We start from the raw sequence: 24,167 nt of genomic DNA, 5'->3' as shown, positions 1-24,167 counted from the left end.
CACATCAACAGCAAATGACCATCAACCAGATGCTGGATATGCCGTTCTATCACCCCGTGATTGAAGAAGGTTTGCGTACAGCATTGCGTGATTTGCAGTCTAAATTGAAACTGGGTACTGACGAGGCTGAACGCTGCCTGCGCTGCCCAGGTGAATAACCTTTTCCAACCGCTTAAACCGGGCGTTATGCCCGGTTTTTTATCCTTTATTTCGCGCAGCAACGTCAAATAATACCCCGCTATTCACCGTCTTATATTTTTTAGATCAAAACCAACTGGCATAGTCAATGAAACCTGCCCATTTGATAATAACCCGACGGGTGGCGGGGGCAATGGTTGAGCGCGTTTAACTACTGCCAATGCTTCTTGATCTAAAGCAATAACTCCGCTGCTCTTAACAAGTTTAGTAGATAACACATACCCCTCTTTATTAACCACAAAACGGATAATCACAGTTCCTTGCTGGCGCTGTTTTCGGGCACGAGGTGGATAACGTTTAAACCCTGCCAGATGCCCTTGTAATCGGCTTTTCCAATTCATTTTACTTTGTTGATTATGCAACGAATGGCTGTTCGCCGCAGCCGCGACCCGATGACTCTCCCCCGATAAAGGCGTACTGGTTACCACCGCTGGAGCTGAGGGGCTGCTTTGGTTTTCCGATATTTGTTCATTAATGGGCTGACGTGGTGCCATCACTTTCTGTTGTGGTCGTTTTGCTTTGTTTAGCTCTTTTAGCGGCTCATTTACTTCTCTTTCAACAATCAACGCAGCATTTGAATGCTCGGGTGCGGCCAAGATATGACTCACTTCTTCTGGCTGATGTTCCGACAGCTCCGTCACCGGTTCGTTGATATTTTTAGTGATACCAACTACCGAATCTTGCTCCATATGTTGGGTAAACTCCGGCTCCGTCGATACCGCGATCATAATTGCCACAGGAGAGACCTCTGTGTATGCGGGGGGGGTAGTGGTATTACTCAATAGCCATATCAGATAAATATGAACACCGCTGGTTAATAAGGCACTTACCCAAAAGAAAATCACACTACCTTTACTCTGCCGTATACTCATAAATTAAGTCACTATATTCCTTTATTTTTAATGAATTAACTCCAATTAATCATTCTTCAGCAAAGGCAACATGCAGGCGATCAGTTAGCGGTTTAAACAGATAATTAAGTAGCGACCTTTCCCCTGTTCGGATAAAAATGTCGACTGACATACCCGGCCGAATTTCCAGCTCGGTTTGTGTGATATCAATGGCGACAGTTAAAGGATAGTAAGGCTCTAAAGTATGTGGGTTTTGTATACGATCGGCACCAACGTGTAATACCGAACCTTGTAACCGCGGGGTGCTACTTTGATTAAAAGCAGAGAAGTTCAGGTCTACTGGTAGCCCAACCATCACCTTATCAATTAATGACACCGGAAGTTGAGCCTCAGCTAAGAGTGGCTGCCCACTGGGAACCAGTTCCATTAATGTTTGCCCGGTACTGACCACACCACCAACAGTGTGTTGAGCAAGGGCGATAACCGTGCCACTGGCTGGCGCGTAAACTCGCGTATTCTCTAATTCATATTCTGCAATCTCCAAGCGCTGCTCCAACTCTTGAGTACTTTGTTGCGCTTTAGCCAGTTGCTCACGATTCTCACTTTTATACTGCTCGCGCCGTTGTAAGATATGTTGCTCTGTTTCGCCAATTTGCTTATGAAGCTCCAAAATCTCACTGGTATTCTTTTCTATATTTGCGCGCAATGAAATCGCCTGACGCTCCATCTCCAACAACTGACTTTGAGCAACGTGACCGTTTTTTGCCAATAACTGTACTCCCTGCAGTTGCCGCTGGAATAAATCAAATTGGCGCTGGTTATGGCCGCGGGCCACTTGTAATCCATCTAGCCGGCTCTCATGACGGGTAATTTGTGCTGATAGCCGGGCAATTTCGCTCAGTTGAGCCTGGCGACGATGGAGAAATAGCTGCTGCTGCAACACAGTATTACGCTCAACTAAAGCTTGTGCTGGATACTGAAGCAATGCGGGAGGGAAGGTAATTGTCGGTAATTCATGTTGCTCTGCCGTGAGACGAGACTCTTGAGCGAGTGCACTCAAATACTGATTTTGTAAATTATCTCGATGGCTAAGTAGCGCAGTATCATCCAGAGTGATAAGTAATTGCCCTTGCATGACGTCATCGCCTTCCGCAACATGCAATTGCTGAATACGTCCCCCTTGCAGCGGTTGAACCAACTTACGGTTTTCTGCCACAACGATATGCCCCATCACCGCAATACCTTTATCCAGTGGAGCCAATCCCGCCCACAACAAAGAACCGATAAAACCACCGCAAACCAATAATGCACCCAGGCCAAGATATCTCCCGCTGTTGGTTTGTAGTGGTGGATGTTGGCTTATATTCTTAGCCGAGGAATGGTCAGATTCAGGTAGCATTAGTGATGACTCCATCCGTGGATATGTGGATATATAGTTAACATTATGATTTTTGTGATGCTGTGCGAGCAGGGACAACAGCATATGACATACCGCCTCCCCAAGATTTTTGGCTGCCCGGTGTCTTGACTTCAGCGTTGACCAGCGGCTTATCTGCACCTTTAATCTGCTGTAGAACCGTCGCAGTACGATCAAATAATTCCATCCGTCCTTTATTAAGTAACAACAGAAAATCGCTACCTGATAACAGCTCTGGCTTATGGGTGATCATCACAATGGTACAGCTCTGCTGTTTGAGCTGGATGATGCTAGCCAATAAGGCTTTTTCACCCTCGTTATCCAAACTGGCATTGGGTTCATCCAATATAATAAGTCGCGGCACACCATACATTGCCCGCGCCAGAGCAATACGCTGACGCTGACCACCAGAGAGTTCCTCCGCCCCCTCGCCAAGTTGGGTGTCATAGCCACAGGGTAGATGCAGGATTAAATCGTGTACCCCTGCCATTTGAGCTGCCGCTATCACTTTTGCAGTATCAACCGCGCCAAAGCGTGCAATGTTTTCTGCAATCGAACCGCGAAATAGTTGAATATCTTGCGGTAAGTAACCAATAAATTGTCCCAGGTGAGTTTTATCCCATTGAGAAATATTTGCGCTATCCAGCCGCACCGAGCCGCTAAAGACCGGTTTACACGCCACCAACAGCTTTGCCAAAGTCGATTTACCGCTGCCTGATGCCCCTAAAACACCCAAAACATCACCAGCCTGCAATTCAAAATCGATGGAATATAAAATGGGAATATGTGTACCCGGCTTACACACCGTCAGTTGTGTCACATTGAGCTTTCCAGTGGGTGCCGAGAGCGCCATACCAGTAGGTACAGGTGGGTGCTCAGCCAATAAATGGACGAGGCGCAAATAAGATAATCGTGCATGGCTCCATTGTTTCCAAACGGCAATCAATTGATCAATTGGCCCCAATACCCGTCCGATTAAGATAGAACCAGCAATCATGACGCCAGCCGTAATTGCGCCGTCAATGACCAATAATGCACCCAGCCCTAGCATCATTGATTGCAAGGCCTGACGACTGGATTTCGAAGCCGCAGTGACCTGGCTGCTTTTATCACTGGCCACATTTTGCTGATAGAGGAAACGTGAATGCTGTGCTAACCAACGTTTGCGTAATGCATCCAGCATCCCCATTGCTTCAATCGCATCCGCATTACGTAAGTTCGCATTCGCCTGTTGCGTTGCTTGTGAGGTGACAGTGGATGCTTCTTTCAATGGTTTTTTACACACCCACTGGTTAAGCCAAGCCAGAAAAATCAACACACAAGCCCCAGATGCGGCTAATACACCCAACCAGGGATGGAGTACAAAAATAACCAGTAAATAAAGCGGGAACCAGGGAGCATCAAAAAAAGCAAACAGGGCATTACCGGTCGCAAACTGGCGCAAAGAGGTGAGATCATTCAACGCTTGGGCCGCTGGCGTGGTATGCCCCATAAGTTGGGACGCAAAAGCAGCATTAAAAACTCGTTGATTAAGTTGCATATCAATACGCGTACCGAGCCGAATGACTATCGCACTGCGAATCCACTCAAGTAAGCCAATAAATACAAATATTCCCAGAACCAAAATAGTGAGCATCAACAATGTCATGGTATTAGCTGATGCCAGAACCCGATCATAAACTTGCAACATATAAATCGCGGGGGCTAACATCAAAAGATTAATTACTGCTGTAAAAAGTCCTATCCCCCACAGGTTCTTTTTGTGACTGGCCAGAACGGAAAGAATTGTCAGCGAATCCGAAGAAAGGTCGATCGTTTTTTGTGACTTCATGGCATCCATTTCCATACTGAAAACATTTAATCGTAAAATTACTGGTGGCCAATTTAATTTTTGCAAAAAAATTGCTTATACGAATATATAAATTCATAGGAAAGTTAATTTCCATAACAATAACCACCACTGTAGTAAGTATAGGGTTGTATCGTGGTGGCATTATTCATCCAGCCAGATAATCACTCGCTAACACCTTTAATTAAGCAGCCAATAATATTTCATTATTGTCATTTGTACCCAAGGTATCAATGACTGGTATATTAAACTGGCTGGCACTCGCCATATCTTTAAGTGGAGTACTGACATCAACACCTTGAGTTTTTAATATTTCCAAGAGTATATCTGCATTGTCTTTTTTTAAATTAAATCCTATCTGATGGATATCATTTTTTCGGTTTTCGGCGGTTATTTTAAAATCATCATACTCACCAATGATATTTAAATCATTAAATATTAATTGAGGTTCCACCAAATGCTTTTCAATTATAATATGACTGTTCACATTTTGAATAAGCCCTTCTTTACCTAGTTCCAAACTTTCCACTTTGCCGTAAATAGCCCTGTGACATAAATTAAAATTTATCTCTCCACTCATAATTATTGTGGTTTTATTCCCTGAAGTATTCGTCACCGAGAATTGTTCGAATTGCCTGGTGATAGAGTCTTTAAGGCCATGAAAACCTCCAAAATTAGAACCCTCTTCGGTGGGTATATTAAAATCAGCTATCCATTTATGAGTATATGAGTAAATGGTTTCATCCTTTATATTTCCATTAAATCCGATAGTTACCGTCATAATAATATCCTTTTAATTTATGACTATGTATTTCATTATTTGGTAGGGAGTCATTTAAGCTGCTAATAATATTGCACTACTATCAGCGGCTCCCACTGCATCAATAATGGGTATATCACCAACAACGTCAAACTGGCTGGCGATAGCTATATCTTTAAGTGGGGAATCTACATCAATACCTTGAGTTTTGAGGATTTCTAGCATAGGAGCAGCTTTACCTCTCAACAAATTATACGTGCCGTGATCTATTCCACCTTGATAAGGTTTACCGGGTTCAGCATCCAACGCCTGGGATATTGAACACAGTGACGGATAAAAGTCATCTTCAATATTCAAACCGTCTAATTTCAGTTGCAGTTGCTGAATTTGTTTACCCGCATTCTCTGTATTAGGTATGAGTAACTCACCAAACTCTAAAATTTGTATATTTTTTTTCATCATGAGAGTGATGTTCTCTTGCTCAAGTCTACCTCCACCAATAATCATGGCTGCATTACTCTCGTAAAAGCTTTGAAACTCAGCCTGAACGATTTCATTATTATTAGCGTCAATACGATTGGATAAGGTACCGTAAGTTTTAAAAGAGGTTGGTGTTTGAATTAAATCACCATAAGCTGTAGTCCATTGGTAAATATATGAGGAAATTGAGTGCTCCGCTAATTGACTCTGATATTTAATAGTGATTGTCATAATAATATCCTTTTGATTTATGACTAATATGTAGCTCAGAATTATGTCAGGGAAGAGGTTAAGCAGCTAATAATATATTGCCCCCATCGGTTGTGCCCACAGTTTCAATTAGTACTGTGTCAGCAGGAATTTCAAACTGACTCGCAATAGCTAAATCTTTAAATGGTGTATTGACATCTACACCTTGGGATTTGAGTATTTCCACTATGGGTGCATTGTTTCCTCTTAGCAAACCGTATACACCACGATTCATATCACTTGGATAGCTATTATTTATAGCAATCGCAAAAATCACCTCAAACATTGAAATATCAATATCATCTGAAATAGCTAACCCACTGAATTCCAATTGCACTTGCTGGAGTTGCAGTTGATGACATTGATAATCGTCTAAATCAGTATCTGGAATAGGGATTAAATAATTGCCAAACTGCAAACCTTCACTCTCACCGGGAATTAAGGTAGGTTCCGTTGATATTTTGACTCCATTAGCTTCAAATACCATCGCCGCGTGCATTCCCTTAGATTCCATCACTATGGCAGCTTTACTTTGAGGGGAAGTGCTTTGAATTGCGTATTTCACACCAACGGTGGGAGGATTTGGCCCAGCCGAGTAAAGATGATATTCGTTTTCACTCGGTTCCAACGCGATATCACCAAAATCATAGGCCCACCAATAAGTATAAGAGTAAATAGTTTCGTTTTTAATTTGCTCATGATATTTAATAGTGATTGTCATATTAATATCCTTTTATAAAATATGAACCACCGCCGCACCCAATATAGCAAAGTACGGCGATGGCGCACTTACACTTACTACATTTATTACAAGTACACTAACATTTATTGCACAACAGCTAGATCCGACCAGAAAATCCTTTTCCGGAAGTCTTACTTAAGCAGCTAATAACATATCACTACTTTCAACTACACCAACGGTATCAATCATTGGCATATCTGATACCATAGCTTCGAATTGACTGGCGATTGCCATATCTTTCAGTGGGGTATTAACATCAATGCCTTTAGCGGTGAGTACTTCCAACAGTGGATCGGCATTACCTCGCATAAGGCCATATGTCGCTTTATGCATATCACCTTGATGGTTCTCTGCCATTGTCTTATTAATGTCAAACTCACCAGTAATATCTAAATCGGACATTTTCAATTGCAGAGAGTTAAGCTGTCTACCAATACCATTGGAATTTTCGATCAGGTTGTTACCCAATTCCAGGCTGTCGATTTTGCCGTAGAAAGTATGCTGAGGCATAAAGGAGTACTTCAACTCGCCTTCAACTATCATCGCAGTACTAGCATCACTGTGCGAGCTACCAACTGAATATTGGGTTCCATCAAACCACCCACCGCCAGCAAATTGACCAAAATCCTTAGAATATCCTTCGGCCCCAGTATCTTTTATATCACCATGATCCGTGGCCCACTGTTTAGTATAAGAAGTTAGAGTGTCGTTACTGAATTGACTTTGATATTTAATAGTTACTGTCATAATAAATTTCCTTATCGTTAACAACAATAATATGACTCATCATTGAGTCACTGTGACTACAGATGAAGATATCATTCCACCTGAAGATTCTAAATTCAATGTTTAGTCTCTTTATTTTATTTTAATAGTTAAAATCTATATTCAAAACCACCCTGAATAGTTCTGCCACGATTTGGCGCGAAAGAAAGTGAATCACCATAACTAATAAGATAAGCGCGATTGGTTATATTTTCTATTGAGCTGCGCAACGTTAAATTATTAGTTATCTTATAACTGGCATAAAGATCAAATATAGTATACTTGGGCCAATCCGCAACATACACAGTATTGGCATGGCCTTTATTATTAAGAACTGATTTATCTTGGTGTCCTTTGTTATAACGAATAACGGTGCCGAGATCCAGCTTTTTATCAAAAAGTCTTCCCCCTAAAGTTAAGCTGCCGCGATCACCCGGTAAATAGGCAGAAGAACCAAATAAGTTCTTTGCTTCAAGGCAATCAACTCTATTATTTATATCATTTCTATCAATAGAATAGTTTCCATCACTTGCTATATTCTGTACGCCACCTAACCAGGCCCTTTTTGAACAAAAAGTATTTACACCAATCATTCTGGTATAATTTAAACTGGTATAAAACAACCCCATATCATAACTTAATTGATATTCCAGACCACGAAAACGAGTAACCAGTAAATTATTAATATAAGTCGCGTTGGTAAAGCTCCCGCCGCCATGCAGTGGTTTAGTCTTGGATAGCTCAAGATTGATATAATCAGTGACGCGGGTATCAAAGTAAGCCAGCTTGGCGACCAGGCGGTCTTCTGCAATAAACAGATGGCTGTGTTGGATATTCATGCCGGCTTCCCAAGCTTTGGAATGCTCTGCTGCCAACACAGGATTGGGTAAGATCCAACCATGGCCATGTGCGCTGCCCGTGGCCAACATTTCGGTAATCGCCGGTGGCCGCCAGGATTTGCCGTAATTGCCAAAAAACTCCAGCCACTGCACACCGGGCTTGATGCCGATGGCCAGTGTGGGTGACAGTTGTTGTTCACGGCGATCAACCTCCCAGGTCATTTTCATCAACCGATTAGGTGAGCACCGCCTTCTCTCATTAATAATATATTGCTCATGTGTCTTTTGGTTGCACGGATTTTCACGGGTATAGTTTCCGCGAAAATTTTTGCTGTGCATCCAGGTATTGCCCTGTAAGCGGAATTGATCATAACGCAGACCGCCTTCCAGCCGCAGCCAGTTAGCATATTCATAATTCAACTGAGCAAAGGTGCTGGTAATGGTGCGCTTGCCGGGCGGGGTAATGCCAAGCATTGATGCATGAGTTGAGTTGCCGGTGGAGCGGTCACTAAACCACTCAAGACCATAGTTGAGACGGAATTGATGGTAGTCGGCAAGGCTAAAAAAACTGGTATTTTGCAGTTGTAAACCACGGGTACTTAAGCGGGTTTGAGTCCAGAATTTATCACGGTAAACAACATTGGCATTATGAGTATCCGTTTTATCATCGGTATCAACGTAATAGATTTTTGCCGTCATATCCAGCCAAGCGATATGCTGGGGATTGAGACTATAATCCAGCCCAATATTTCGATTCAGCACATCACTCACACTGCTGCTTACCCAACCATGCCTTCCTTTTCCTGGGCCTTCTTTTACGTTAGTCATAAAACCAGTATTAGGGCTATGTATTTGTGTTTGCAGATAACTGAATGTCAATCTTTGATCGGCGGGTAAATTCCAGCCCAGCTTGGCCAAGTGCGACTGCATTTTATAATTGGTGAATGGCACTTTATTATTCTTAATATCATAATTAAATTTCTCTGTGCCGTTACCAAATCGAATATCTCCCAAAGTTCCTTTATTTCCCGGCCAATAATCACTTAAATTGCGCTCGCTGATGGCAATTAATATATCGCCATGTTTATTCCCCAACGCCTGCACGGCGCTACCAATAAAATTGGTGCCATTATCACCGGTGAGAACACGGATTTGGCCGCCAATTTCTTTCCCCGCGTCAAGAAAGTTGCTGGCACTAATCGTATTGAACGTTGCAATACCGCCTATTACCCCCGCGCCGCCAATACCGCTGGTGACCCCCTTTTCAATCACCACATTATCCAGTATTTCCGGATCGATATACATCACGCCATTGCGTTGCCCATGGCCACTTTTCATAAAATTTTGCCGCATACCGTCAATATTCATATTGATGCGGCCATAGTCCTGAATGCCACGAATATTCACTGAAAGTGCAGGGTCTTGTTGACTAACGCTGGAATAGACACCGGAGGTTTGTTCCAATATATCCGCCGCATGGCGGGCTGGTCGATTATCGAGCTGTTCGCGAGAGATTTCACTAACAGAATGGAGTTCATCGTAAACCCAATCACCCTCATGGGCGTTACTGGTTCCCTCCACTTTTAGCTCATCTAATACCAGATCATGTTCATGGGAGGATTCGACGGCGGTTTCAGCATTTACTCTCTGCGAATAACCTTGTGTTGTTAATGCCAGAAATAGACCAAATGTAATTTTATTTATTGTTGTTCTGCGACCTCTAACTATATTATCCATTTATGAGATTTCATCCTTATTAGTATAAAATAATAAATCCATTAATTATTAGCCGTTCACCTTAATGGTTTCACAATAAAACCTTGCCATAGGATTACCGCCAAATAATCTAAAGTATCCGGTAGTAGAAATTATGTTATTTCCCATGAAGTAAATAAGTTACGTCATCAAATAAATAGGGCATTAAATTTAAAAATAAAGCAGTTACTTTATTAGAGGATTCAATAATATTTTTCAGTAAGATCTACTGTTATTTCACCTAAGTAATATTCATTTAATTTTTTAATGCTAGTAGAGGTTTTACTATATCGCCATTATTTGATAATGATTATCATAATCATTTGTGGTTATAAATTCAACTGTCTATTAAGAATAAAATAGCAGGTTACTGATGGCATTGATTTAATAGAAGAAATAAATAATGAATAAATAGCGATAGCTGTTACGCGGATTAAAGTTTTATAAATAAAACCAGTAACGAATAAAATATATTTAAGTATTTATAACGCAAAACGGGCCACATTAATTGTGGCCCGCTGCAACATTAACCAATACTCTGCGAATTAAAATAAACGCGCTTTAGCCTCGGCAATGGCCGATGCGACTTGCTGGGGTGAAACACCGCCTTTAGCAACACGCTTATCTAAACAAGATTGCAATGCCAGAATCGGATAAACATCATCGCCAATGATTGCACTGAATTTTTGCAAATCACTCAGTGATAAAGCCTCTAATGCTTTCCCCTGACGAATAGCCTCAACCACCGCTTCACCAACAATATGGTGTGCCTCACGGAATGGCACCCCTTTGGCGACCAGATAATCAGCTAACTCAGTCGCATTGGCATAACCTTGCTCAGCCGCTTCTTTGCAACGGGGACGTTTCACCTGAATGCCATCCAGTACCAACGCCGCCATATGCAAGCAGTCAAGCCAGGTATCGAGCGCATCAAACAGGCCTTCTTTGTCTTCTTGCATGTCTTTGTTATAAGCCAGAGGCAGGCCTTTGAGCGTCATCATCATCCCAGTCAATGCACCTTGTACCCGGCCACATTTCCCACGGATTAATTCCAGCGCATCTGGATTTTTCTTTTGCGGCATCAAGGAAGAGCCAGACGTAACACGATCCGATAAATCAACGAAAGCAGCTTCGCCGCTGTTGAAGAAAATCAAATCTTCAGCAAAACGGGACAAATGCACCATACCAATACTGGCATCAGACAGTAATTCCAACACATGGTCGCGGTCAGAAACACTGTCCAGGCTATTACGAGTAGCCGAAGCAAAACCTAACCAACCCGCCAGTTGTTCGCGATCAATAGCGTAGGCCGTTCCAGCTAAAGCGCCACTGCCTAACGGGCTGACATCCAGGCGTTTCAAGGTATCTTGCAGGCGGCTTTCATCACGAGCCAGCATTTCAGCATAGGCCAGACACCAGTGTGCAAAGGTCACAGGTTGAGCACGCTGCAAATGGGTATAACCCGGCATCACAGCATCCTGATTGGCTTCGGCAGTGATAACCAGCGCTTGTTGTAATTGCTGCACGGCGGTTTTCAATTCGGTTATCTGAAATTTGCACCACAACTTCAGGTCAGTTGCCACCTGATCGTTACGGCTGCGCCCGGTATGCAGTTTTTTGCCTAAATCACCGACTTTATCGATCAGTTTGGTTTCTACCCAACTGTGAATATCTTCCGCATCACTGGCTAAAATAGCTTGTGGATCGGCCTGAACTTCCTCTAATAAAACAGAGAGCGCCTGCTCAAGTTGTTGCTGTTCTGCCGCCGCTAAAACGCCGACCGTGACCAGTGCTTTCGACCAGGCAACAGAACCTATAATATCCTGCTCTGCCAGTCGGTAATCAAACCGCAGGGAATCGTTAAATTGCTTAAAACGCTGATCTGCCGCCTGACTGAACCGCCCGCCCCACAATGCCATAATCTTGCTTCCCTAGTTTCACAATAAAAACTCATAATATACCCAAAGTAGTTGGAGTGGCAGCAAGGCAGCAAACGCACGAATCCCGTTGAGCTGACTCAAGTCAGTGATTCGGGTGAGTAAGAGCCGCTAACACCGCTGCAACTTCAAATAAGAAGGGTATTTAGGCCAGAATACGCGTGCCAATTGGCACACCGTTAAACAGCGCAGGTAACTGGTCTGCATGACGCCAACTGGCGATATCCACCGGACGGCCCAATGAGCGAGCCGCATCCAGCGCTGCATTCACTTTCACCACCATGCCGTCAGTGATGATGCCCTGCGCAATCAGTTGCTCCGCTTTTTGTGCGGTCATTTCAGCAATGCGCTGGCCTTTGCCATCTAAAATACCACTGACATCCGACAGCAAAATTAAATCGGCTCCCAATGTCGCGGCCAATGCAGTCGCTGCCTGATCGGCATTTACGTTCATCAGACTACCCTCTTTAGTAATACCAATAGAGCTGATGATAGGCATGTAATTTGCGGCCAGTAAGGTTTGTACTAAAGCCGGTGAGCCAGCTTCGGCTTTGCCCACATGACCAAGTGCTGCATCCAGCGGGGTGACCGACACGGTATTACCATCACCCAAGCATAAGCCAACAGCATTGATGTCATGTTTAACCGCCCAGGCCAGCAATGTTTTGTTGGCGGTACCCGCTAATGCACCGGTAATAATGTCAATTTGATCTGCTGGCGTCACACGCAGGCCGTTTTTCTTCACCACCGGCAACGCGAGTTTTTTCATCAGATCATCAACCAGACAACCGCCACCGTGCATAATCACAAGCGGGCGCTCATGCTTCTCACGATAGGTCACCAATGCAGTAAACAGGCGTTCCAGCGCTTCTTCGCTGTCGAGCAACACGCCACCTAATTTAATGACCAACGGGTTTATCATGTTTCGCCTCAATATAATTAGAAAAAATGTCAGTTCCGACTCGGTTACAACCTCTGCTGCTTAGCGTTTTATTGCTCACAACAGAGATTGGGTTTCCGCAAAGCCAAAACGTATATTCATGCATTGCACCGCCTGGGCCGCCGCGCCTTTCAGCAGGTTATCTTCTGTCGCGACAATAATTAAATGTTCACCCTGCACAGAGAAACCGATATCACAGAAAGGTAGACCCACCACCGCTTTTAGCGCCGGTACGCCTTGCTTATAGAGCCGAACCAGTGGCTTATCCTGATAGGCATTATGGTATGCCTCAGCGATATCTTGTGCTGTCACGCCCGCATTCAGACGGCAGGTAATGGTCGCCAAAATACCGCGGGCGAAATTCCCCAAGTGCGGGGTAAAAATCACTGGAGTACCAAGGTGGGCGACAATTTCCGGCTGATGACGATGATTAAACAAACCATAGGGTTGCAAACTCACTTCACAGAAACTGTTGCCAATACTGGCTTTGCGCCCCGCGCCACTAACACCGCTGACGGCGTTAATCACGGGCCACTGCGCATCATTGAGCAAACCACCCTCTACCAACGGTTTAAGTGCTAGCTGGGATGCGGTTGGATAACAACCTGGGACCGCGATCAATTGGGCCTGCTTAATTTGCTCAGCCTGCCATTCAGCTAATCCATAGACCGCTTTATCCAACCAATCGGCATGTTGATGCTCAAAACCGTAATATTGACTATAAAACGCTGCATCCTGAACCCGGAATGCACCGGAGAGGTCGAATACCACACAACCCGCTGCCAGGAATTGTGGCGCTAAATCATGGCTGACCTCATGAGCGGTGGCGAGGAAGACAACATCCACACCTTTTGCCGCTTGAGCCACATCCAGCAAGGGTTGTAACGGAAGATCGATAATGCCTTTTAGCTGCGGATGCAGATCAGAAAGTAATTTCCCTGCATCTGCACTTTGCGCTGAAACCGTTAAACCGGTTATGTTCATATGTGGGTGACGATTCAGGTAAGCCGTAAGCTCAGCTCCGGCATAACCACTGGCACCAACAATTAGCGTATTCAACATGGGTTCAGTTCACCTTGCCCTTCGTGCTTTGGGGATAAAAATGTTATTCGGTATAAAGACATAAGTAGTCAAAACCGGCATTTGGGTTCTCAGCAAGGTTTTACTGTTCCCCCACGTGATTGAGCATTGACATTTTCGTAAATTTAAGGGTGTTTTTAGGTTCCCTTACGCTCAAGCTTAATGTATTTTTATTCATAATTAATGCATGAATATTGATACTACCCTAACCAAAGGCTGTCAACAGTGAAGATGAAATTACCTCCATTTATTGAGCTGTATCGGGCGCTAATCGCAACGCCATCGATCAGCGCAACCGATAGCGCCCTCGATCAAAGTAATGAGGCGTTAATCAACTTGTTGGCCGGATGGTTTGCTGATCTGGGTTTTCGCGTCGAAATCCAGCCGGTACCGGATACACGCCACAAATTCAATCTGCTTGCCTCTATTGGTGAAAACTCTGTTGGCAAAAAAAGCAGCGGAGAGGGCAGCGGCGGGCTGCTCCTGGCAGGTCATACTGATACCGTACCTTACGATGAAGGCCGCTGGACGCGCGACCCTTTCACTCTGACCGAGCATGACAATAAATTGTATGGTCTGGGTACTGCCGACATGAAAGGCTTCTTTGCCTTTATTCTTGATGCGGTGCGTGATATCGATGCCAGTACATTGAGTAAGCCGCTGTACATCCTCGCAACCGCCGATGAAGAAACCACCATGGCGGGCGCACGCTATTTTGCCGCTTCCACCCAATTACGCCCTGACTTTGCCATTATCGGTGAGCCAACCTCACTGCAACCGGTGCGCGCGCACAAAGGCCATATTTCCAATGCGATTCGTATTACCGGTCAGTCCGGCCATTCCAGTGATCCGGCGCGTGGCGTTAATGCTATTGATTTGATGCATGAATCTATTACCGAACTAATGAAGCTGCGTACCACTTTGCAAGAGCGTTATAACAACCCGGCATTTGCTATCCCTTATCCGACAATGAATTTCGGCCATATTAATGGCGGTGATGCTGCGAACCGTATCTGTGCTTGCTGTGAATTACATATGGATATCCGCCCGTTGCCGGGGCTGACATTAAGTGATCTGGATGAATTGATGACTGAAGCACTGGCCCCCGTCAGTGCCCGCTGGCCGGGTCGCTTGAGTATTGACCAGCTGCATCCACCGATTCCGGGCTATGAATGTCCGACAGATCATCATATGGTCGGGGTTATCGAGGAATTACTGGGTGAGCGCACGGCAGTGGTGAACTACTGCACCGAAGCCCCGTTTATTCAGCAAATTTGCCCGACATTGGTGCTGGGGCCCGGCTCCATCAATCAAGCCCATCAGCCGGACGAATTTATCGACATGGCCTTTATCGAACCCACTCGTGAGCTAATTGGTCAATTAGTCGATCATTTCTGCCAGCAATAGTTACCTCTTATGGGGTAGGTGATCAATTTTGCCCATTAGAAAGACTGATAACCTGCCTCTGGTAATTAAATTTCAGAAATATCCCCAAAAATGATGTTTTTTTGCTGAAAATAGTGTCAATTGGGGTATGGAATTGAACGTGGCGAGTGGATTTGTCCATCTCAGCTTCTTGGGTGAAATTAATTTACATACTCATCAAGTTACGAAGGGTACTAAAAGAAATCATATGAACGAACAATATTCCGCAATGCGAAGTAACGTCAGTATGCTCGGTACGCTACTCGGGGACACCATCAAGGAAGCGCTTGGTGAACATATCCTTGAAAAAGTAGAAACCATCCGTAAATTATCTAAATCTTCGCGTGCCGGTAATGAAGCGAGCCGTCAGGAGCTACTGACGACACTGCAAAATTTATCCAACGACGAACTGCTGCCGGTCGCCCGTGCTTTTAGCCAATTCCTCAATCTGACGAATACGGCAGAGCAATATCACAGCATTTCGCCGCATGGTGAAGCCGCAAGTAACCCGGAAGCCCTGGCCCAACTGTTCACCCGCTTAAAAGACAAAAAGCTGAGTGAGCAAGACATGCGCAGCGCGGTTGATGAGCTATCCATTGAGCTGGTGCTAACCGCTCACCCAACTGAAATTACCCGCCGTACCTTGATTCATAAACTGGTTGAAGTGAATACCTGCCTAAGCCAGTTGGATCACAATGATTTAGCCGATTACGAACGCAACAAGATCATGCGTCGTTTGCGGCAGTTAGTCGCACAATCATGGCATACCGACGAAATTCGTAAAATCCGCCCTTCCCCGGTTGATGAAGCCAAATGGGGCTTTGCGGTGGTTGAAAACAGCTTATGGGAAGGTGTGCCAGCTTTCCTGCGTGAATTTAACGAGCAGTTGCAAAACTCCCTCGATTACCGCTTACCGGTAGAAGCGGTGCCGATCCGCTTCACTTCATGGATGGGTGGCGACCGCGACGGTAACCCGAATGTTACCGCTGAAATTACCCGCCATGTGCTATTACTGAGCCGCTGGAAAGCGACCGATTTATTCCTGCGCGATATTCAGGTATTGGTGTCAGAGCTTTCCATGTCGGAATGTACGCCGGAACTGCGTGAATTGGCGGGCGGCGAAGAGGTGCTCGAACCTTATCGTGAACTGATGAAACGCGTGCGTACTCAGTTGACCAATACTCAGGCTTATCTGGAAGCACGTCTGAAGGGTGAGCGCGTATTGCCACCAACAGATTTGCTGGTCAGCAATGACCAACTATGGGATCCGCTATACGCTTGTTATCAATCCCTAAAAGCTTGTGGCATGGAAATCATCGCCAACGGCCAGTTACTCGATACTTTACGCCGCGTGCGCTGTTTTGGTGTGCCATTGGTGCGTATTGATGTGCGTCAGGAAAGCACCCGTCATACCGATGCCATTGCTGAACTGACCCGCTATCTGGGCCTCGGTGATTATGAAAGCTGGTCTGAAGCGGACAAACAAGCCTTCCTGATCCGCGAATTGAACTCTAAGCGCCCACTGGTTCCGCTGAAATGGGAACCCAGTGCAGATACCCAAGAAGTGTTAGAAACCTGCCGGGTGATTGCCGAAGCGCCGCAAGGTTCTATCGCCGCTTATGTGATTTCCATGGCGAAAGTGCCATCGGATGTGCTGGCGGTGCATTTGCTGCTGAAAGAAGCCGGCTGCCCATTCACTCTGCCAGTCGCACCATTGTTCGAAACACTCGATGACCTGAACAATGCGGACGACGTGATGACCCAGTTACTGAATATCGACTGGTATCGCGGCCTGATCCAAGGCAAGCAGATGGTGATGATTGGCTATTCTGACTCAGCGAAAGACGCCGGTGTGATGGCGGCGTCTTGGGCGCAGTATCGCGCGCAGGATGCATTAATCAAAACCTGCGAGAAAGCCGGTATCTCCCTGACACTGTTCCATGGTCGCGGCGGTTCTATCGGCCGCGGTGGTGCACCCGCCCATGCCGCGCTGCTTTCTCAGCCTCCGGGCAGCCTGAAAGGCGGCTTACGTGTCACTGAACAAGGCGAGATGATTCGCTTTAAGTTTGGTCTGCCGGAAGTCACCATCAGCAGTCTGGCCCTGTATGCCAGTGCGGTGCTGGAAGCCAATTTGTTACCGCCGCCGGAACCGAAGAAAGAGTGGAATGAGGTGATGGATATTCTGTCTGATGCCTCTTGTGAGATGTATCGCGGCTATGTGCGTGAAAATCCACAGTTCGTGCCTTACTTCCGCGCCGCCACCCCTGAACTGGAATTGGGCAAGCTGCCATTGGGTTCGCGCCCAGCCAAACGCCGCCCGAATGGCGGGGTGGAAAGCCTGCGTGCTATTCCGTGGATCTTCGCCTGGACACAAAACCGCCTGATGTTACCGGCCTGGCTGGGTGCCGGTGCCGGTTTACAGAAAGCCATCGATGCCGGTAAGAAAGAAGTATTAGCCACCATGTGTCGTGACTGGCCGTTCTTCTCAACCCGCATTGGTATGCTGGAAATGGTGTTTGCCAAAGCCGATTTGTGGCTGGCCGAATATTATGACCAACGTCTGGTGGATAAGTCATTGTGGCCATTAGGACAGCAATTACGCGACCAACTGGCATCTGATATTAAAGTGGTGCTGGCCATTGCCAACGATGATCACTTGATGGCTGATTTGCCGTGGATTGCCGAGTCGATTGCGCTGCGTAACGTCTATACCGACCCATTAAACGTGTTGCAAGCCGAACTGTTGCACCGTTCACGCCAACAAGAACACCCTGATGCCCGCGTTGAGCAAGCATTGATGGTGACCATCGCTGGGGTGGCAGCAGGGATGCGTAATACCGGTTAGTCATTGATTTTATGGGGAAGAGATTCCCCTTTTTATCTTTTGGCTGTTGGTAATGAGATGTTCGGTTGATATTGACGGGTACTCCAGTTCGGTTGTTATGAACTAACTCAGACCGAATCAGGTTTCGGTTGATATTCGTTCAGTGACCACTTAATCCCCGTCGCCTCAACCGAGCAGGAGATGAATCACGGCGGTCCGTCAGCGGAATGATGAAGAAGGGAACCCACGAAGTAGGCAGGCGATACGTGCGAAGCGCGGGATTGCACAAGGGGCCATGCTTATAGCTCCTTTGACGGTTGGTTCATCAAAGGCTAAGAAAACTCGGAGCTTTAACAACCGAATCGGATCACCAATCACCAATCACCAATCACCAATCACCAAAATAAATCACAATCAAAAGGGGCCACCGCCCCTTTAAAAAATTACGGCCTCACCCCCAGCGTATGGCAAATGGCATAACTTAATTCTGCACGATTTAAGGTATAGAAATGGAAATCCTTCACCCCTTCGCGGCTAAGAATCTTCACCATATCCATCGCTACTGATGCACCGACCATTTTGCGCGTCTCAGGGTCGTTATCCAGCCCTTCAAATATAGTGGTCATCCAATTAGGTACCCGCACATTGGTCATGGTGGCGAAGCGCTGGAGCTGTTTAAAGTTAGATACTGGCAAGATACCCGGCACAATCTCAACATCAATACCCGTCGCTACACAGCGGTCACGAAAACGCAGGTAACTTTCAACATCAAAGAAAAACTGAGTGATAGCGCGGTTGGCACCGGCATCAATCTTGCGTTTCAGGTTAATCAGGTCAGCTTGCGCGCTTTTGGCTTCAGGGTGCACTTCTGGATAAGCGGCAACTGAGATATCAAAATCACCGACATCTTTCAATAAACCGACCAAATCAGAAGCATACATTTCTGGCTTGCCACTGTCGGGCGGTAAATCGCCGCGCAGCGCCACGATATGGCGAATACCGCTATTCCAGTAATCAGTGGCTATTTCACGTAACTGAGTAGGAGAAGCATCAACACAGGTCAGATGTGGAGCCGCTTCAAGGCCGGTGCGCTCTTTAATTCCTTTGATGATGCTATGAGTACGATCGCGTTCACCGGAGTTAGCACCATAAGTCACTGAGACAAATTTTGGTTTCAGAGTGCTCAGTCGGTCAATCGAGCTCCACAGGGTATCTTCCATCTCGCTGGTACGCGGCGGGAAAAACTCAAAAGAAACATTAATCTGGCCTTGCAGCTCTGCCAAACTTTGATTCAGCGCTTCCCGCTGGTTTGCGTGGAAAAAACTCATACCCTGTTACCCCATTGCCTATTGTCATCATTTTGACGACTTATGTTATCTGTCATTTTATAAGCGTCTATACGTTTAGACGTCTAAATAGAAAATGACCGAAGTTGGCTAAAGAGTCAACTTTTAAATAAGTTTAGAACGATGATTAATATTCACACTCAATGCGCGGAAAATTCATGCAGCAAGAAATATGGTGATTTCGCCTCCCCTGCGATAGGCAGAGAAGGCGAATAAGTGCAGATTACAACAGCTGGGACAGGCGGTTTAAATCAGACTGAATAGCACCGGCAGTAACATCGCGCCCTGCCCCTGGGCCACGAATAACCAACGGGTTATCGCGATACCAACGGCTCTCGATGGCAAAAACGTTATCGCATGGCAGCAACGAAGCTAACGGATGATCAGCACGTACTGCTTCAACGCCCACTCGCGCCTTACCATTGGCATCAAAGCGCGCGACGTACCGGAGCACCAGACCCATTTCATTGGCAGCTTCTAAGCGCTGAATCATTTGCTGATTCAATGCTTCGCCATTCTCAAAAAATTGATCTACGGAACCAACATCGGCACCCGGAGGGACTAGCGACTCCACCCGCACCTGATTCGGTTCAATGTCGTAACCGGCTTCACGAGCTAAAATCACCAGCTTGCGCATCACGTCTTGCCCGGAGAGATCGACACGCGGATCCGGTTCGGTCAAGCCCTGTTGCCAGGCTTGATCCACCAGCTCTGTAAAGGGCACCGTGCCGTCAAATTGCAAGAACAACCAGGACAGAGTGCCAGAGAAAATACCGCTGATCGCCAGAATACTGTCGCCGCTATCGCGCAAATCGCGCACGGTATGGTTGACCGGTAACCCCGCGCCCACCGTGGCGTTATACAACCAGTGGCGGCCGGTTTTGGCAAAAGCATCACGGATTTGGCGGTAATTATTGCTGCTGGAGGCTCCGGCTAATTTATTGGCGCTGATAACGTGGAAACCATAGCTGGCGAAATCCAGATACTGCTCAGCAAGTGACTCACTGGCGGTCACATCCAACACCACCAAATCATCAAATGGATGCGCGCGCATCCACAAGAACAAGGATTCTTCATCCTGCTCTTTAGCTTCATCATCGTAAAATGCCAGCGTCCGGCTAGCGTCCAGCCCGTCATAACTTAACAAACTACGGCGGCTATCTACCACACCGGCTAGCACGAACTCAAAACCACTGCGAGCTGAGATATTCTTCTGCTCACGGGCAAATAGCTCCAACCAGCGAGCACCAATATTGCCTTTACCAAACAGCATCAAACCGATGCGCTTCTCTGCACGGAACAGTGATTGGTGTAAGCCCTGAATCAAGTGCTCAGTCGGCCCGAGACGCAGCACCGCAACGAGACTGATGCCATCTTCCGCCTGCCAAATAAACTCGACGGGCTGATCTTTCAGTTGTTGATAGAAACGGTGGCTATGCAATGGGTTCTTGCTGACCCCAGCTCCGACCAAAGCGACCAGAGCCAACCCCTCGCGCAGAGATAATTTCCCTGGCAGCGTGGCATCCTCCAGCACTCTTAATGCGCTGTTAACCACTTCGGAGGTATAGCAAAGTTGCAATAGATTACGATCAGGATGAATACCGGTAGCCAGCGGCTTGATTTGCGCGCGTTTGAGCAGTAAATCGATCTCTTTCTGTGCCAGCGAGAAATCATGGTGGCCGGCAATCTGTAATTCGATCAGGCAGACATCATCGTGACTGGTGACAATTTTGGCACCTGACCCGGAAGCCAGCACCCGCTCAATACGGGTTGAGCCCTGTTCTGGCTGATAGCTACAACGCAGTTGTAAATCAATATCGCTGCCGGAAACCGGCTGTAGGGTGCGGGTATGCAGTACCGGAGCTGCCAACCGAGCCAGTTCACTGGCTTCATCCAGCCGCAGTAAAGGTAACAAACAAGCATCTTTCACTTTGCGCGGGTCAGCACTGTATACCCCCGCCACATCACTCCAGATGGTGACACGTTCGACCCCTGCCAGTGCCCCAACCTGAGTGGCCGAGTAGTCACTGCCGTTACGCCCCAACAACACGGTTTCACCGGCGTTATTGCGCGAAATAAACCCCGTCACCACCAGACGTTGGTGTGGGTGTTGTGCCATTAATTGCTGCAACAACGGATATGAACGGCCTTCGTCGATTTGCGGCTGTGCCGCGCGTTCAGCACGCAGGAAACTGCGAGCATCGAGCCAGTCGGCATCCATATCGAGTTTGTTCAACACCGCAGACATCAAGCGGGCCGACCAAATCTCACCATGACCAACCACTTCGGCATAGATTGCATCGTCGACTTTGCTGTCCAACAGGCCAGCCAGGCGTTCCAAATCATGAATAAATTCACTAATTAATGGCTCGGCCATTTCTGGCGACAATAAACCACTAATCAAGTCATGTTGGTAACGACGCAGGTTTTGCTGCACCTGATGAGCAGAAAGACGATCAGTTTGACTCAGCTTCAACCAGCTAATCAGCTGGTTTGTGGTGCTACCCGCCGCAGACACCACCATAAGGTCGCCGGGATGACTGTAGTTAGCCATAATATTGGCCACCCGCAGGTAACACTTCACATCCGCAAGACTACTACCACCAAATTTATGCAGTTGACGGCCGGTCACCGCCGCTGCTACCGCTGTTGCATTCATACTTACCTCGGTCTCGCCAACTGGAAAGCATTTTCCAAATCGGCAATCAAATCTTCGCTGTCTTCGATACCCACGGAAATTCGCAATAAACTATCAGTAATACCGGCGGCAGTGCGCGCTTCTGGCGCCATACCGGCATGGGTCATGGTCGCGGCGTGGGAAATCAGGCTTTCAACGCCCCCCAAAGACTCTGCCAGGGTGAATAATTCAAGGGCAGAGAGGAAACGACGCAATACCTGCTCATCACCATCAAGCTCAAAACTGAGCATCGCACCAAAACCTGACTGCTGACGGCGAGCAATTTCGTGGCCGGGATGTTGTGGCAGAGAAGGATGATACAGCTTTTTCACTAAAGGCTGTTGCTCTAAATAGCGGACAATTTCATCTGCGTTTCGCTGCTGTTGAGCCATACGCGGTGACAGCGTGCGTAACCCACGTAATAACAAGTAGCTGTCAAATGCCGCACCGGTCACGCCGATATTATTCGCCCACCATGCCAGCTCGACAGCCAACTCAGGATCTTTGGCAATGACCGCACCCGCCACCACATCAGAATGACCGTTCAGATATTTGGTACAGGAATGCACCACCAGATCCGCCCCCAAAGCCAGCGGCTGCTGTAGCGCCGGGCTAAGGAAGGTGTTATCACAAACCGTTAATGCGCCGACGGCATGAGCGGCTTTGCAGATAGCGGCGATATCCACCACTCGCAACAGCGGGTTACTCGGGGTTTCAATCAAAACCAACTTGGGTTTTTCAGCCAATGCCTGACTCAATGCCACGTCATCGCCCTGGTCAACAAACAGAACCCGATAGGCACCGCGTTTGCTTAAGCTATCGAACAGACGATAACTACCGCCGTAACAGTCATGCGGAGCAACCAGCAGATCGCCGGGTTTAAGGAAGGTGGTGCAGACCAAATGAATCGCCGACATCCCACTGCTGGTCATTACCGCACCTGCGCCCCCTTCCAGCTCAGCCAATGCCCGCTGCACCACATCACGCGTCGGGTTACCGCGACGAGAATAGTCATGGGCGCGTGGCTGATTAAAATCGATAAAATTATAGGTACTGGAGAGGTGAATCGGGGGGACAACGCAGCCGTATTGCTCGTCATCGTTCAACCCGCTACGCACTGCTATGGTTGCCTGTTTACGCGTCATATGGATTTCCACCAACCGGATATCGAGAAAATGTTACGCCAGAGTAGACGCACAAATTACAGACGTCAATACATCTGGACATCTAAACTTCTTTGCGTATAGATTGAGCAATGGGATAATAACCGCTAAAATTATAGAGGTTTTAGATATCCTTATGATGTCAGTCAGGTTTCAGTGGTGTCTTGTTTAACCATGAATTTGTTTAACCACAAAGATGGCATAGAAAGGTAATAGCTATCAATAAATAGCAAAAAAGTTATTTCAGTGACATTAGTCTAGTAAAATCGACATTTATTTAGTGAGAACAGCGAAGATCGGGCATAATTGGCCGGTTTTCAGAACTTTGTATTTTTCCGACAAATTTAAGGTGTCCCATGGCTGAGTGGAACGGCGAGTATGTCAGCCCTTACGCTGAACACGGTAAGAAAAGCGAGCAGGTCAAAAAAATTACGGTATCCATTCCGCTGAAGGTTTTAAAAATCCTCACCGATGAACGGACTCGCCGTCAGGTGAACAACCTGCGCCATGCTACCAACAGTGAGTTGTTGTGCGAGGCTTTTTTGCATGCATTTACCGGTCAGCCGCTACCGAATGACGAAGATCTGCGCAAAGAACGCAGTGATGAAATCCCGGAAGCCGCGAAGATTTTAATGCGTGAATTGGGTGTTGATCCCGATACCTGGGAATATTGATTTCCTGCTACTACCATCCGGTTCAATCTGAACCTGAGAGTAGAAATGAAAAAAGGCCCCTGGAGGCCTTTTTTTCGTCTGACGGGCAATAATTACTTCTTAGCACCCGGCACGCTGAAACGCTTGTTAAAGCGGTCAACACGGCCACCGGTCGCAACATCACGCTGCTTGCCAGTGTAGAACGGGTGGCATTCGC

Annotated in this window: 18 protein-coding genes and 1 pseudogene; 4 read left to right on the top strand and 15 right to left on the bottom strand. The window is 46.6% G+C overall.

Going from position 1 to position 24,167, the window contains the following annotated elements; translation table 11 throughout:
- Nucleotides 1-158 (top strand): annotated as a pseudogene (locus tag ACNSO8_RS15915) (dihydrolipoyl dehydrogenase); the annotation flags it as partial.
- 84 nt (nucleotides 159-242) lie between these two features.
- Here ACNSO8_RS15915 and ACNSO8_RS15910 read toward each other — a convergent pair.
- From ACNSO8_RS15910 to argC, 11 genes are all read right to left on the bottom strand, one after another.
- A complete protein-coding gene (locus tag ACNSO8_RS15910; protein ID WP_019080265.1) occupies nucleotides 243-1,070 on the bottom strand; it encodes an energy transducer TonB in 828 nt (275 codons plus the stop codon).
- A gap of 49 nt (nucleotides 1,071-1,119) precedes the next feature.
- Complete coding sequence (locus tag ACNSO8_RS15905; RefSeq protein WP_172654576.1) at nucleotides 1,120-2,448, bottom strand: HlyD family type I secretion periplasmic adaptor subunit; 1,329 nt, start codon at nucleotides 2,446-2,448, stop codon at nucleotides 1,120-1,122.
- Nucleotides 2,449-2,491: 43 nt separating this feature from the next.
- Complete coding sequence (locus ACNSO8_RS15900) at nucleotides 2,492-4,312, bottom strand: type I secretion system permease/ATPase (protein WP_418395182.1); 1,821 nt, start codon at nucleotides 4,310-4,312, stop codon at nucleotides 2,492-2,494.
- 187 nt (nucleotides 4,313-4,499) lie between these two features.
- The gene (locus ACNSO8_RS15895) at nucleotides 4,500-5,096 is read right to left on the bottom strand and encodes a heme acquisition protein HasA (RefSeq protein WP_050160829.1); all 597 of its coding nucleotides are present in this window, start codon (nucleotides 5,094-5,096) and stop codon (nucleotides 4,500-4,502) included.
- A 54-nt stretch (nucleotides 5,097-5,150) separates the two neighbouring features.
- Entirely contained in the window at nucleotides 5,151-5,786 is a 636-nt protein-coding gene (locus ACNSO8_RS15890; protein ID WP_019084405.1) for a heme acquisition protein HasA, read from the bottom strand.
- 58 nt (nucleotides 5,787-5,844) lie between these two features.
- Nucleotides 5,845-6,525, bottom strand: a complete 681-nt coding sequence (locus ACNSO8_RS15885) for a heme acquisition protein HasA (RefSeq protein WP_050160830.1) — start codon at nucleotides 6,523-6,525, stop codon at nucleotides 5,845-5,847.
- Between the two features lie 156 nt (nucleotides 6,526-6,681).
- The gene (locus tag ACNSO8_RS15880) at nucleotides 6,682-7,293 is read right to left on the bottom strand and encodes a heme acquisition protein HasA (RefSeq protein ID WP_050158579.1); all 612 of its coding nucleotides are present in this window, start codon (nucleotides 7,291-7,293) and stop codon (nucleotides 6,682-6,684) included.
- Between the two features lie 128 nt (nucleotides 7,294-7,421).
- Nucleotides 7,422-9,887: a TonB-dependent hemoglobin/transferrin/lactoferrin family receptor gene (locus ACNSO8_RS15875; RefSeq protein ID WP_050160831.1), complete on the bottom strand. Its 2,466-nt coding sequence runs from the start codon at nucleotides 9,885-9,887 to the stop codon at nucleotides 7,422-7,424.
- 563 nt (nucleotides 9,888-10,450) lie between these two features.
- Complete coding sequence (gene argH / locus ACNSO8_RS15870; RefSeq protein ID WP_050160833.1) at nucleotides 10,451-11,824, bottom strand: argininosuccinate lyase; 1,374 nt, start codon at nucleotides 11,822-11,824, stop codon at nucleotides 10,451-10,453.
- Nucleotides 11,825-11,987: 163 nt separating this feature from the next.
- Complete coding sequence (gene argB, locus ACNSO8_RS15865) at nucleotides 11,988-12,764, bottom strand: acetylglutamate kinase (protein ID WP_019084401.1); 777 nt, start codon at nucleotides 12,762-12,764, stop codon at nucleotides 11,988-11,990.
- Nucleotides 12,765-12,839: 75 nt separating this feature from the next.
- Nucleotides 12,840-13,844: an N-acetyl-gamma-glutamyl-phosphate reductase gene (gene argC, locus ACNSO8_RS15860; protein WP_050158582.1), complete on the bottom strand. Its 1,005-nt coding sequence runs from the start codon at nucleotides 13,842-13,844 to the stop codon at nucleotides 12,840-12,842.
- 249 nt (nucleotides 13,845-14,093) lie between these two features.
- Between argC and argE the strand changes: the two genes are divergently transcribed.
- Nucleotides 14,094-15,269, top strand: coding sequence for an acetylornithine deacetylase (gene argE / locus ACNSO8_RS15855; RefSeq protein WP_019080278.1), 1,176 nt, complete (start codon nucleotides 14,094-14,096; stop codon nucleotides 15,267-15,269).
- A 226-nt stretch (nucleotides 15,270-15,495) separates the two neighbouring features.
- Nucleotides 15,496-18,132, top strand: a complete 2,637-nt coding sequence (gene ppc, locus ACNSO8_RS15850; RefSeq protein WP_019080279.1) for a phosphoenolpyruvate carboxylase — start codon at nucleotides 15,496-15,498, stop codon at nucleotides 18,130-18,132.
- Nucleotides 18,133-18,554: 422 nt separating this feature from the next.
- On the opposite strand, the gene metF is transcribed toward ppc, so the two are convergent.
- The 3 genes from metF to metB form a co-directional block, all read right to left on the bottom strand.
- Entirely contained in the window at nucleotides 18,555-19,439 is an 885-nt protein-coding gene (gene metF, locus ACNSO8_RS15845; RefSeq protein WP_005163851.1) for a methylenetetrahydrofolate reductase, read from the bottom strand.
- A 241-nt stretch (nucleotides 19,440-19,680) separates the two neighbouring features.
- A complete protein-coding gene (locus tag ACNSO8_RS15840; protein ID WP_418395181.1) occupies nucleotides 19,681-22,116 on the bottom strand; it encodes a bifunctional aspartate kinase/homoserine dehydrogenase II in 2,436 nt (811 codons plus the stop codon).
- Between the two features lie 2 nt (nucleotides 22,117-22,118).
- Entirely contained in the window at nucleotides 22,119-23,279 is a 1,161-nt protein-coding gene (metB, locus tag ACNSO8_RS15835; RefSeq protein WP_019084396.1) for a cystathionine gamma-synthase, read from the bottom strand.
- 374 nt (nucleotides 23,280-23,653) lie between these two features.
- Between metB and metJ the strand changes: the two genes are divergently transcribed.
- On the top strand, nucleotides 23,654-23,971 hold the full coding sequence (metJ, locus tag ACNSO8_RS15830; RefSeq protein WP_004392248.1) for a met regulon transcriptional regulator MetJ: 318 nt from the start codon (nucleotides 23,654-23,656) through the stop codon (nucleotides 23,969-23,971).
- Between the two features lie 92 nt (nucleotides 23,972-24,063).
- Here the strand turns inward: metJ and rpmE are convergent.
- On the bottom strand, nucleotides 24,064-24,167 hold a 104-nt coding region (gene rpmE / locus ACNSO8_RS15825), incomplete at its 5' end, for a 50S ribosomal protein L31 (protein WP_418395183.1).

The sequence above is a fragment of the Yersinia sp. LJYL362 genome (genome assembly GCF_048323875.1).
Note: the sequence above shows the minus strand (reverse complement) of the source record. Positions and strands in the feature narration are given on the sequence as shown.

Excerpts from the sequence above, each read along its gene's own strand:
- ACNSO8_RS15910 (WP_019080265.1), bottom strand. The coding sequence starts at position 1,070 with ATGAGTATACGGCAGAGTAAAGGTAGTGTGATTTTCTTTTGGGTAAGT.
- ACNSO8_RS15880 (WP_050158579.1), bottom strand. The coding sequence starts at position 7,293 with ATGACAGTAACTATTAAATATCAAAGTCAATTCAGTAACGACACTCTA.
- metF (WP_005163851.1), bottom strand. The coding sequence starts at position 19,439 with ATGAGTTTTTTCCACGCAAACCAGCGGGAAGCGCTGAATCAAAGTTTG.
- ACNSO8_RS15900 (WP_418395182.1), bottom strand. The coding sequence starts at position 4,312 with ATGGAAATGGATGCCATGAAGTCACAAAAAACGATCGACCTTTCTTCG.
- ACNSO8_RS15875 (WP_050160831.1), bottom strand. The coding sequence starts at position 9,887 with ATGGATAATATAGTTAGAGGTCGCAGAACAACAATAAATAAAATTACA.
- argH (WP_050160833.1), bottom strand. The coding sequence starts at position 11,824 with ATGGCATTGTGGGGCGGGCGGTTCAGTCAGGCGGCAGATCAGCGTTTT.
- ACNSO8_RS15840 (WP_418395181.1), bottom strand. The coding sequence starts at position 22,116 with ATGAATGCAACAGCGGTAGCAGCGGCGGTGACCGGCCGTCAACTGCAT.
- ACNSO8_RS15890 (WP_019084405.1), bottom strand. The coding sequence starts at position 5,786 with ATGACAATCACTATTAAATATCAGAGTCAATTAGCGGAGCACTCAATT.
- argB (WP_019084401.1), bottom strand. The coding sequence starts at position 12,764 with ATGATAAACCCGTTGGTCATTAAATTAGGTGGCGTGTTGCTCGACAGC.
- argC (WP_050158582.1), bottom strand. The coding sequence starts at position 13,844 with ATGTTGAATACGCTAATTGTTGGTGCCAGTGGTTATGCCGGAGCTGAG.
- ppc (WP_019080279.1), top strand. The coding sequence starts at position 15,496 with ATGAACGAACAATATTCCGCAATGCGAAGTAACGTCAGTATGCTCGGT.
- argE (WP_019080278.1), top strand. The coding sequence starts at position 14,094 with ATGAAATTACCTCCATTTATTGAGCTGTATCGGGCGCTAATCGCAACG.
- metJ (WP_004392248.1), top strand. The coding sequence starts at position 23,654 with ATGGCTGAGTGGAACGGCGAGTATGTCAGCCCTTACGCTGAACACGGT.
- ACNSO8_RS15905 (WP_172654576.1), bottom strand. The coding sequence starts at position 2,448 with ATGCTACCTGAATCTGACCATTCCTCGGCTAAGAATATAAGCCAACAT.
- ACNSO8_RS15885 (WP_050160830.1), bottom strand. The coding sequence starts at position 6,525 with ATGACAATCACTATTAAATATCATGAGCAAATTAAAAACGAAACTATT.
- metB (WP_019084396.1), bottom strand. The coding sequence starts at position 23,279 with ATGACGCGTAAACAGGCAACCATAGCAGTGCGTAGCGGGTTGAACGAT.
- ACNSO8_RS15895 (WP_050160829.1), bottom strand. The coding sequence starts at position 5,096 with ATGACGGTAACTATCGGATTTAATGGAAATATAAAGGATGAAACCATT.